Source organism: Anaerotignum lactatifermentans, from assembly GCF_014982935.1.
GTDB lineage: Bacteria > Bacillota > Clostridia > Lachnospirales > Anaerotignaceae > Anaerotignum > Anaerotignum lactatifermentans.
In genome coordinates this window covers 1-10,999 of record NZ_JADCKK010000073.1, presented here as the reverse complement: position 1 = coordinate 10,999, position 10,999 = coordinate 1, and the positions used below count along the sequence as shown (strand labels likewise).

Genomic DNA, 10,999 nt, shown 5'->3' with positions numbered 1-10,999 from the left:
GCATAGTTTCTATTACCATTTTCTTGAATTCTGGTGTATATCGTTTATTTGGTACTCCTTTTGGCATAAAAATCACCCCACTTGTTATTCAGTATATCATACTGTCTAACAAATGGGGTTCAGTTCATTGTACCATGTCTGTCTCTATTTTCTTATTTTCTGCTGCATTTTCCGCAGCTGCCGCAGTCGCCATGACAGGTGCCGCACTTATGCTTTTTCACTGCCACAAGTGCCCCGACAATGGCTGCCGCAATCACTGCCAAAATGACAAAATCTAAAGGGTTCATAATCCCCCTCCTTTTATACAAATAAGCCCAAAAGCAGATAAACGCCAAAGGCTGCCAGCCATGCTACCACGCACTGCAAAATCACAACGCCCAGTGCCAGCCAGCCGGATTCCAGTTCCCGTTTCACTGCCGCAATGGCTGCCACACAAGGGGTATACAGCAGTGTGAATACCAGAAAACTGATGGCAGAAACAGGGGTAAAGAGGCTATGCAGGGCAGTCCCCAATGCTGCTGTGGAAGTTCCCATCAATACGCCCAATGTACTGATAACGGCTTCTTTTGCTGTAAAGCCAGTGATGAGGGCTGTAGGGATACGCCAGTCGTCAAAGCCCAGAGGCGCAAACACAGGTGCCAGCAGATGCCCAATGGCTGCCAGAATACTGTCCGCGCTGTCTGTCACCACATTCAGACGGCTGTCGAAGCTCTGGAGGAACCAGATGATGACCGTCGCCAGGAAAATGATGGTGAAAGCACGCTGTAAGAAGTCTTTCGCCTTATCCCACATCAAAAGCAATACGCTTTTTGCGGAAGGGAAACGATAGTTCGGCAATTCCATAACAAAAGGAATGGGTTTGCCGCAGAATACGGTTCTGTCAAAAATCAGCGCAACAATGATGCCGATGATGATACCTGTCAGGTACATGCCAATCATCACCAGTGCCGCATATTGCGGGAAGAAAGCCGCTGCAAAGACTGCGTAAATGGGAATCTTTGCGGAACAGCTCATAAAAGGTGTCAGCATGATGGTCATGCGGCGGTCACGTTCCGAAGAAAGGGTACGGCTTGCCATAACCGCAGGCACCGTACAGCCGAAGCCCACCAGCAAAGGCACGATACTTCTGCCGGAAAGACCAATCTTACGGAGCAATTTATCCATAACAAAGGCAATTCTTGCCATATAGCCTGTATCTTCCAGAATAGACAGGAAGAAGAACAGCACCACGATGATAGGCAGGAAGCTGAGAACGCTGCCCACACCGGCAAAGATACCGTCGATCACCAGGCTATGTACCACAGGGTTGATGCCGTAAGCCGTCAAGCCTTTATCTACCAATGCGGTGATATCGTCAATAAGCAGGGACAGCAAATCGCTGAGGACTGCCCCAAAGACGTTGAATGTCAGGAAAAATACCAGAAACATCACCAGTATGAATATGGGGATGGCAAAATACCGATGGGTCAGAATGCTGTCGATTTTCACGCTGCGGATATGCTCTTTGCTTTCCTCGCATTTGATGACTGTATCGGCACAAACGCTTTCAATAAAATCATAGCGCATGCCTGCCAGCGCGGCATTTCTGTCCATGCCCGCTTCTGCTTCCATTTCGATGATACTGTGTTCCACCAGTTCCAATTCGTTCTGGCTCAATTGCAGCATATCTACGATACGTGTATCGTTTTCAATGAGTTTGGAGCAGGAAAAACGCACGGACAAGCCAGCTTTTTCCGCATGGTCTTCAATCTGGTGACAAACGGAATGGATACAACGGTGGACAGGTCCCTGTTTACAGAAGTCAATGACCTTTGTGGTCCGCTTTTCCTTTGCCACACGGACTGCCGCCTGTACCAGTTCTTCGATACCTTCGTTTTTCGCAGCACTGATGGGCACAACGGGAATGCCCAGGGCTTCGGACATTTTTTCCACGTTGATGGTACCGCCGTTGTTGCGGACTTCGTCCATCATATTCAGCGCCAAAACCATAGGAATCCGCATTTCCATGAGCTGTAATGTCAGGTACAGATTTCGTTCAATATTGGTGGCATCTACGATGTTGATGATGCCGTCAGGTTTTTCATTCAGCAGGAAATCTCTTGTGACGATTTCCTCGTTTGTGTAAGGTCTGAGAGAGTAAATCCCCGGCAAGTCCACCACAGAACAGTCCGGCTGGCTTTTCATCTGCCCAACCTTCTGGTCTACAGTTACGCCGGGAAAGTTGCCAACGTGCTGGTTAGAGCCTGTCAGCTGGTTGAAAAGAGTGGTTTTCCCGCAGTTCTGATTGCCTGCTAACGCAAAAATCATAGGTCAACCCCCTCTTGTGTGATTTCAATGTTTTTGGCGTCCTCCACACGCAGGGTCAAAGTATAGCCTCTGAGCCTGATTTCGATGGGGTCACCCATGGGAGCCACTTTTGTCACCGTTACTTTTGTCTTGGGAATCAGCCCCATATCCAGAAAACGGTAGCGCAGTTCCCCTTCGCCGCCCACCTTGGTGATGATGGCGGACTGTCCAATGGGTAATTGATGCAATGTCATATTTTCTACCTCGTATCTATCTTCATCTAAAAAAGTAAACCATAACTAACATCAAAAAGTATAGCATAGCCCCAAACCCATGTCAATAAAGGTGGCAGCAAATCCTAGAGAAATTATATGAAATATTTTTTCGTCACATTTATACCAAAATTTTTCAAAGGTTCTGCCTTTTTTGCCTCCGCCATCAAAAAGTATCCCCAAAAAGAAAAAGAGCAGAAAAAAATCCGTTTATCAGATGCTTTTTCCGCTCTCTTTTTCTCTCTTTTTATGCCTTGAAAAACTATTCTTCCTCCGCAAAGAGATCACGATAGGCATTTTCGTCATAGCCAACGGTTTCTTTCAGCAGTACCATCAGATTTTTGCCTTCATGGTGCAGGTCGTCCATTTCCACGTCCGCCGCCAGCTTTCCTTTGTGAACGACAATGGCTCTGTCAATAAATGTTTCCACAGCCTCCAATTCATGGGTAACCAGCACGAGGGTTTCCTCTCCTGTCAGGCTGCCAGAAAGAATCTTCATAAAATCCTGTCTTGTCAGAGCGTCTTTCCCCAGAAAAGGCTCATCCATGAAAATATATTTCGTCCGCTTGGCAAGCCCTGCCGCAATTTCCAGCTTTGCTTTCTGCCCCCGTGACATATGCTTTGCCGCTTTTTCCTCCAGTTTGAAAAATGCCGTCAGCTTATCATAATAGGCTCTGTCGAACTTCGGGAAGAAATCCGCCAGAAAATCTCCATACTGTTTCGGTGTCAAATCCGGCAGGAAGGTACCTTCTTCAAAAATGCAGGCAATCTCTCCTCTTACCTGTGTGGCAGGTTTTCCATCCAGCAAAATCTGACAGCCCCTATCCTTCTGCACCAGAAGTCCCGCCATAAGCCGCAGCAGTGTGGACTTTCCGGCGCCGTTCTCCCCAAAAAGCCCCACAATCTGCCCATCTGGAATTTCTAAATCCACATAATTCAAGACAGGATTTTTGTCTGTTTCCGCAAATCCGTATGTAAAAAAGATTTGTTTGCCTTCGATCATGTCGTTTCCCCCTCGTAAGTGATTTTTAAGTCCTGCCAATATCGTCTGTGCAGCATATAGCCCCATGTATCCGCCGCCATCACATTCCGCTTCCTGCCAGCCTCTTTTGTGGAAAAAGCACCATAAATCCCTTTCAGATCATCATTTTCATCTGTGACAATCTCTCCACGATACAGTATTTTTGTCATGGTCTCATCGTATACCGTCAGAAATGTCTGCTGAGGCTGAGGCCCGCCATTAGGAAAGAATACAGCCGTTTCTGGTGTCTGAATCATCGGTTCCTCTACTGTCAGCACACTGCCTTTCCCCGGCACTGCCTGTATCCAGGGATACCCCACTTTCAGGAACTGATGTGTCATTTGTCCCGCTGCGTCCACGGTAAAACCGTGATGCTCCATGGCATTGCTGCCATAGGTATCTGATTGACCACTCCAGGAAAGAATCAGGGAAGCCCCATCTTCCCAAGCGGAAACCTCTGCCTCTACACCGGTAAAGGGTCTGGCAAAAGAAATCTCCTCTTTGTCCAGCAGATTCCCCTCGGTGTCATACAGTTCCACAATGCCCTGATTTTCCGCTCGTTTCATCAGCAGGAGTTTGTCTCCCACACGTTCCAGCCCCAACACCTGATGCCGATGGTCTACAGCACTTTCCCCAAATACCAGACAAGGCTCTGTCACCATTTTTGTCACATAGGGATTGCCGCTGTCATAAACCTCCTGCAAATCAAAGGCATAGATGCCCATGGTCCCACTGTCCTGAATATCTGTTGGAAATGTCAGATAAAGCCTATCCCCTATCACAGCGTCATCTGCCATCCAAAACCCATCATGCAGACTGCTGCTTCCCTGATAATGGATATAACCACTTTCCGCTTCATCAGCGGGCATCCATTCCATGGTAATCTTACCAGAACAATTTAATGACAAGGGGATACAAAGCCCTCGACAGGCATATCCTTCCACCTCCCCCAGAATATTCCCTTGTTTATCCTGTGTGAACGTAGGATTTATGGTACTGCCCGGTTTCTCGCTGAAGTAGACCTCCTGCCGCATCACATACTGCCCATTCCAGAACGTAACACTGCCAGATGTAAAATCATCTCCGTTCGTCCAGATATTATCTGGATAGGCATATTCTTTCTGTACCTGCGCCAATTCTTCTCTGGTATCCGGTTTGCCTGCTGTTGCCTGAATCTCCGTTCCTTCCAAAGGCAGTATATCTTCCCATGCATAATCATCCAGCTGGAAATACCAGTTTTCCTCTTGTAGGTCCACTTGCCATTCTTCTGGCTCCTCGTTGCGCAGATTTTCCGTATCCGGTGAAAAGTCCGTCTGCCATTCCCCCCGTTTCAGCGAAAACCCAATTTCATGGGAGAAATCATCCAGTACGCCTGTTACGGTATAAGACGCCAGCGCTGCCTGATCTCCTTCCATATCCTGCAGATACAGATTTTCCCGATACCGCATCTGCCAGATACCAGCCACCATTCCTACAGACACCAGCAAAGAACACCCAATCAATATTGGTACCATGAACCTTCTTCCCATACTGTTTCTCCTCCTTTGCCCGAAATATCCTCAACCATCAGATAACGTCTCCATCCGGTTGTTCCCCTTGAATTCTGCTCCTGAATGCTTTTTCTTCCTTTTGCCGTTTCACAGGACATGAGAACTTCCAGCGCGTCCTCATCAATATCCGTTTCCAACTTTCCATGGTAAATCATTCTGCCGGCAGGATCTTCGCTGACGTCATACACACGCAGTTCCAGAGCGTTCAAAGTATATATTTCTTCCATCTCTGCCTTTCCATCCCACAGTTCTTGGAAGGAACCGACGGTCAATACGCGGTCTTTCCCCACTACCCCATAAGTCACATCTCCATGACTGCTTTCCGGCAGATAAACAGCTGTGATTTTGCCATCTTCCACCCAATATCCAGCGAACAAATGGACATAATGTGCATTATCATCTATTTCGTGGCTTCCGATGACATAGATTCCTCTGCCATCTTCCCAGTCCGTCTGCTGTATCTGCAATTCATCAACAGACGCTTCTGTTTGCTGTTTCACACGGTCCAAAAGTACACCGTCATAGCTGTAAAGCTCCATGGTAAGCCCATCGGCTTCCCCGATGAATAAAAGCAGCCCTTCCTTCACATCTTCCAGCCCCAAAACCAAACGGTTCTCGCTGACGGGAATTTCTGCCAATGTGGCAAAGGGTTCTGTCATTGTCTGTTCTTCTTCAGAAGTGGATGTATAATCCTCTGCCGGATTGGGGCCAAAACAGTACAGCCCCATACTGCCGCTGCAATATTTGTTTGTTGTCATGGTGCCGTAAAGCATTTGCCGCTCCTTGGACCATACAAGCACAGGTGCTTCCCTTATCCACAATTCACTGCTTTGGGTATCTCTGTAGTCCTTCCCGTTTTTCACACAGACTTCTGCCAGCGGTTTATCCGGCGTATACACCAAATTCGTTGGAATCTCGTAATTCCACTGTCTGTACTTGGTGCCTCCATCGGCTCTGGCATGTATCTCCAGTTGAAATACTGCCTGCCCTTTGTCAAAAACCGTCGTGGTACCATGCAAAGTGCCGTCTGTTTGATAAGCATCGCTGGGAAAATGAGTATTGCCTTTCAGCACAGTCAAATCCACTGTATCTTTGGTTTCTACCTGACTGTCTGCCGCAGGCACGAAGGTACCATAACTGCTCCAAACACTCAGCTCTCCTTCTTTCCACGCACCGACTGTTCGTTCTACGTGATATGCCGTTTCCGTTCCTGACCCCATATGAAAGCTGTTTTTTTCCAGCTTGCCATCTTCTATGGAAAAATTCCATGTATTCTGGGAATCAGCAATTTTTCCTTTTAGGGTGAAGTCCGCCAAGGCACCCTCGTCCCCCTCCAGATGCCTCAGTTCCATTTGTCCATTCCATACACTGCCACGAACAATTCCCCAGATGATACAAATCACCAGCAGACTGCCGCAGAAAGAAACCAGCGGAAAATAGATCTTCCATTTTCTCATACAGAATCACCCGCGCTCTCTGTTACAGAAAACACATCCAGTTGACGACTGCTGCTGGTGCTTTTCAGCGTCTGACGCTCCACGTTCTGTTTGTACGCTTTTGTGGTGAAATAGTTGAAGAACTCCAATGAGTCCTCATCTATGTCTGTTTCCAGCTCTCCACAATAAACTTCCTTACCGGCAGGGTCTTCCGTGATATCATAGACAGAAATCTTAAAGCCATTCATGGTATTGCCTCGAATAGGCTCTGCCTTTCCATCCCATTCATCCATTGTCCGGGTCATGGTCAGCACCTTTTCCTTCCCCACTGCCGTCCACTCGCCATGTCCCTGATAAACAGGTTTCACCGTACCATTTTCCAACCAGTAACCAGTGAAGAAATGTACATAGTATTCATTTTCACCTGTTTTCTGGGAACCTTCTACAAACACGCCTCTGCCGTCTTTCCATTTGGTCTGCTGTATCTCGATTTCGTGTACAGGTTCTTCTGACGGCATTGTATTGCTGTCCAAAAGAGTTCCGTCGTAGCCATACAGTTCCACTGTCACCTTATCTGGCTCCCCGATGAACACCAGCAGTCCTTCTCCTACATCTTCCAGTCCTAATACCCAACGACTTTCGCTGACAGGGATTTCTGCCAATGTGGCAACAGGTTCTTTTTTTACCGGATGTGTTGTGCTATTGGCATCTTTGAAGGATTCCTCCTGACGAGGTCCCAGACAATACAGTCCAATGCTCCCACTGCAATCCGCATTTGTTCTGACTGTGGCATAAAGCATTTCCTGACTTTCAGACCATACACTCAGAACATCTATGCCACTCCACGCATAATTTCTATATGTCATAGAGCGATTCTCATTTTCAATCTGAATATGTGCCAATGGTTTTTCCGGTGTATACTGCAAATGGGTAGGGATTTCGCATGACCAACTGCGAAAAGCCTTGCCTTTCTTCTGCACCGCTTCCATGTCCATATTCAGTACAAGCTGACCTTTGTCATAAATACAGGTGGTGCCATGAAGATTTCCCTCATCGTCATAAAGCTCTGGAGAAATGTAAACATCCTCCTTCAACAGACTCAAATCCACCATATCCAGATTTTCTATTTTACTGTCTGCCGCAGGCTGAAACGTCACATCCTCATTCCACACCTGCATGGTGCCGTCTTTCCAATTTCCTATGGTTTCCCCAGAGCCATAAACAGGTTCTTCATAGGACAGGGTAAAGGATTCTTTCTGCAAAGCGCCATCCTTGATGGAAAAATTCCATCTCTGCCTCGCATCGGTGATCCCAAACTGTATATTCAAATCTGCTAATGCGCTCTGATCCCCCTTCAGATGCCGCAATTCCAACTGTCCGCTCCAAGTGTGATTCCAGACGCTTCCCCAGATACCGCCGATTACCACCAAAGAACCGCAAAGCAGTCCCAAAGGAAGATATGCCATCCATTTTTTCATCGCACTTCCTCCTTTCTATTTCGCAAGAGGTTCCCGAAAATCCGCCTGCAATCGGAAAATGAGCCAAATACCTACAGCAAGAAGAAGGATGCTTCCAGTCAGCAGAATATTGCTCATCTCCCCTGCACTGTGTCCCTGCAAATACAGCGCCAAAGGAATCATCAGCCCTGCAGCACAGATAAAAATACCTGTCAGCCCAATGGCTCTCTGCATGCTGACGGATACAATCCACACACCTGCAAAAAACAGCAGGAACAGTGCACACATCATATTTTTCCAATCCAAGCTGTAAATGATACCCAAAAACTCACTGCGCAGAAAGGCCAGAAACAGCCCATTGTGCCGTGTGGCGTCGATGCCTGTCAAAATGCTGCCGTCGTTCATCAGAAATTCCTGTTTTGCAGCCAGACTTACCATCCAATGCATCATGGGAAAATACATGACCACAATGACCATGAGCCACAGAGCATAGTACAGAAAAACCATTGCCAAAGACTGAAGCAAAAAGGCATTTGCCACCTGCGTCCCTTTCATGGGCAATGTCAGGAAGGTATAAATCCCTTTGCCTTCCCGCTGGTATTTCCGCAGCTGCAAAAACTGCAAAAACAGCAGCGCCAAAAGTCCTATGCCAAAGAAAAGCGGAATCATACTTTGGTCGATGATGAGCTCATAGGGCAAAAATCCCTTTGCCAGATAAGGAGATGTTTCTCCTGCCATTCCCGCGTACCCGCGATAAACGGCAGTGATGACCCCTGCCAGAATGGAAAAGACATAAACTGCCCATCCTCCTTTTTTCATGTTCCACTGAAATACATATCCGCTGAGCAATGCTGTTTGTTTCATACATTTTCCCCTCTTTCCTGCCATGCTTCCTCTACCATTTTCATCACTTCTGCCAGCGTCAGACGGTTTTCCTTGGCTTCTGCCACAAATTGCCGTACCAGATCTCCCGTCATCTCCTGCCGGATTCTGCCCAATGTTTCTTCATCATAAAAAACCGTGCTGGCTGCGTTTTTCGGCGTCTGTATGAGCCCTTCTTCCTCCATGAGCCGAAAAGCTTTCTGGGCTGTGTTAGGATTGATGCAAAGCTGCGCCGCCAGTTCCCTTCTGGAAGGCAGGCTTTCTCCCACAGCCGCTTCCCCCAGAAAAATTGCCCGTTTCAAATGCCGCACAATCTGCACATAGACCGGCTCCATATCATGCAGCTGCAGATCAGAAAAATTCACCACCGTCTGTCACCTCCTTTCAAGTGTACTATGCTTATCATACACTTCTTAACTGTATGATAGCAATCATACACTTTTCTGTCAACAAATTTTAGAAAATTCAAAAAAAAGAAAGACTTTCGTCATATTTTATTTATAATGATTGTATATACTGATAATATAAAATAAAGACAATTGTTATTTTGTGATAGATTCCAAAGGAGGAATACATATGAAACGACTGACATCTTCTCTGGTTGTCTGCATGCTGATGCTGGGCACCGCTGCCTGCACCGCCAATACAGAAACCGAAGAACCCCCACAAACACAGGAAATGACCGCTGAACAGCAGGCACAAGCCGTTGACGACATGACAGCGCCTGTAGACTCTCTGGTGCGGTGCATGTTGGAAAACAATATGGAATATGACCCCCAGAACCCTGAATTTTTCTGGACATCCCTTGCGTATTTCGCAGGACAGTATGGCAGTGAACATCAGCTGGCAGAAGTGACCGATGATTCCATCACACTGCCCAGCAAAGCCGTTCAGGAATTGGCTATTGCCCTTTTTGCAGACTATGACGACCTGCTGGAACTGCCCGACAGCCTTTCCGGTCGTGTGACTTATGATGAAAGCACAGACGCCTACACCTTTGGCAGAGGCGACATCGGTCTGGCAGAAACCAAACTGACATTCAAAGGCGAAGAAGACGGCGTTGTGACTGTACAGGCAGATCTGGTTTCCCTTATGGAAGATCAGGACATCATCGGTTCCTGGACCGTTACCATGACCAATAACACATACGCTGACGGCATCTCTGATCCTATGTACCTTTACAGCGTTGCCAGCGTAACACCTATTGAAACCACAGAAAACGAAGGTGACAGCCAGACTTCCGGCACCACATCTTCCGAAACGGCTTCCAATGAAATCACAGTGAATGCCGTTTACAACGGACTTTCCGATGGACATACAGCAGAAATGACACTGCCCGACGGCACTGTCAACGCTTACCAGTTCACCGACAGCAATGTGGCATCCAAACTGCAGGAATATAACGTAGGCGACGCCATCACATTCACCTACACACAGGAAAGCAAAGACGCGGCTATGGTCATCACCAACGTGGAATAATCACAGGAAAGAAGGGAGAACATGGGCAATCTGAGAAATCGGCTTTTGAAAATCCTGCTGGTTCTGTTGGCATTGGGCGCCGCCCTATTCGGTGGGTGTATCCTGTATCTTGCCATCACAGACCCCATAAAACAGCCTTACCGACAGTATTTCTATCCCATACTCCTTGCCATCTACCTCTCCGCCGTTCCCTTTTTCACAGGACTGTTTTATGGCTATCGTTTCTTATGCCAGTCAAACGGCACTGCACAGGAAACAGGCGCAGTGGTACAGACATTACGGAAAATCAAAATTTGCGCCATCACTTATGGCATCCTCTTTCTTCTGGTGATCCCCTTCTGGATTGGTCTGGCAGAAGCAGATGATGCCCCCGGCGCTATGTTCTTTGGGCTTTTGCCCATTTGCTGGGCAGTTCTGTCTTACTTCTGGTCATACAGATACAAAAACAGACTGCTGCAAAATAACGCATAAAAAAAACTGGAATCCGCATTGAACTGCACCCCATTTGTTAGACAGTATGATATACTGAATAACAAGTGGGGTGATTTTTATGCCAAAAGGAGTACCAAATAAACGATATACACCAGAATTCAAGCAACTGGTGGTAGAAACGATG

Annotated in this window: 9 protein-coding genes and 1 pseudogene; 2 read left to right on the top strand and 8 right to left on the bottom strand. The window is 47.2% G+C overall.

Annotated elements, in window-relative coordinates:
* Window positions 1-152: 152 nt before the first annotated feature.
* From INF29_RS14975 to INF29_RS12755, 8 genes and pseudogenes are all read right to left on the bottom strand, one after another.
* On the bottom strand, window positions 153-287 hold the full coding sequence (locus INF29_RS14975) for a hypothetical protein (RefSeq protein WP_272872662.1): 135 nt from the start codon (window positions 285-287) through the stop codon (window positions 153-155).
* A gap of 13 nt (window positions 288-300) precedes the next feature.
* Window positions 301-2,540: pseudogene (gene feoB, locus INF29_RS12790) on the bottom strand (ferrous iron transport protein B).
* Between the two features lie 280 nt (window positions 2,541-2,820).
* On the bottom strand, window positions 2,821-3,561 hold the full coding sequence (locus INF29_RS12780; protein ID WP_193487037.1) for an ATP-binding cassette domain-containing protein: 741 nt from the start codon (window positions 3,559-3,561) through the stop codon (window positions 2,821-2,823).
* Window positions 3,558-5,108: a hypothetical protein gene (locus tag INF29_RS12775; RefSeq protein WP_193487035.1), complete on the bottom strand. Its 1,551-nt coding sequence runs from the start codon at window positions 5,106-5,108 to the stop codon at window positions 3,558-3,560. Before INF29_RS12775 ends, INF29_RS12780 begins: the two co-directional genes overlap by 4 nt.
* The gene (locus tag INF29_RS12770; RefSeq protein ID WP_193487033.1) at window positions 5,078-6,586 is read right to left on the bottom strand and encodes a hypothetical protein; all 1,509 of its coding nucleotides are present in this window, start codon (window positions 6,584-6,586) and stop codon (window positions 5,078-5,080) included. The genes INF29_RS12775 and INF29_RS12770 overlap by 31 nt, the downstream gene beginning before the upstream one ends.
* Window positions 6,583-8,043, bottom strand: coding sequence for a hypothetical protein (locus tag INF29_RS12765; RefSeq protein ID WP_193487031.1), 1,461 nt, complete (start codon window positions 8,041-8,043; stop codon window positions 6,583-6,585). The genes INF29_RS12770 and INF29_RS12765 overlap by 4 nt, the downstream gene beginning before the upstream one ends.
* A gap of 15 nt (window positions 8,044-8,058) precedes the next feature.
* Entirely contained in the window at window positions 8,059-8,886 is an 828-nt protein-coding gene (locus tag INF29_RS12760) for a hypothetical protein (RefSeq protein WP_193487029.1), read from the bottom strand.
* Window positions 8,883-9,272, bottom strand: coding sequence for a GntR family transcriptional regulator (locus INF29_RS12755; RefSeq protein ID WP_084730731.1), 390 nt, complete (start codon window positions 9,270-9,272; stop codon window positions 8,883-8,885). The genes INF29_RS12760 and INF29_RS12755 overlap by 4 nt, the downstream gene beginning before the upstream one ends.
* A gap of 208 nt (window positions 9,273-9,480) precedes the next feature.
* Between INF29_RS12755 and INF29_RS12750 the strand changes: the two genes are divergently transcribed.
* A complete protein-coding gene (locus INF29_RS12750; RefSeq protein ID WP_087990109.1) occupies window positions 9,481-10,383 on the top strand; it encodes a hypothetical protein in 903 nt (300 codons plus the stop codon).
* 21 nt (window positions 10,384-10,404) lie between these two features.
* Window positions 10,405-10,854 (top strand): DUF2975 domain-containing protein, encoded by a 450-nt coding sequence (locus INF29_RS12745; RefSeq protein ID WP_193487027.1) that lies wholly within the window; start codon window positions 10,405-10,407, stop codon window positions 10,852-10,854.
* Window positions 10,855-10,999: the final 145 nt, after the last annotated feature.

Bases quoted from the DNA above. Each gene is read 5' to 3' on its own strand.
- INF29_RS12770 (WP_193487033.1), bottom strand. From the start codon at position 6,586: ATGAGAAAATGGAAGATCTATTTTCCGCTGGTTTCTTTCTGCGGCAGT.
- INF29_RS12750 (WP_087990109.1), top strand. From the start codon at position 9,481: ATGAAACGACTGACATCTTCTCTGGTTGTCTGCATGCTGATGCTGGGC.
- INF29_RS14975 (WP_272872662.1), bottom strand. From the start codon at position 287: ATGAACCCTTTAGATTTTGTCATTTTGGCAGTGATTGCGGCAGCCATT.
- INF29_RS12745 (WP_193487027.1), top strand. From the start codon at position 10,405: ATGGGCAATCTGAGAAATCGGCTTTTGAAAATCCTGCTGGTTCTGTTG.
- INF29_RS12780 (WP_193487037.1), bottom strand. From the start codon at position 3,561: ATGATCGAAGGCAAACAAATCTTTTTTACATACGGATTTGCGGAAACA.
- INF29_RS12775 (WP_193487035.1), bottom strand. From the start codon at position 5,108: ATGGGAAGAAGGTTCATGGTACCAATATTGATTGGGTGTTCTTTGCTG.
- INF29_RS12760 (WP_193487029.1), bottom strand. From the start codon at position 8,886: ATGAAACAAACAGCATTGCTCAGCGGATATGTATTTCAGTGGAACATG.
- INF29_RS12765 (WP_193487031.1), bottom strand. From the start codon at position 8,043: ATGAAAAAATGGATGGCATATCTTCCTTTGGGACTGCTTTGCGGTTCT.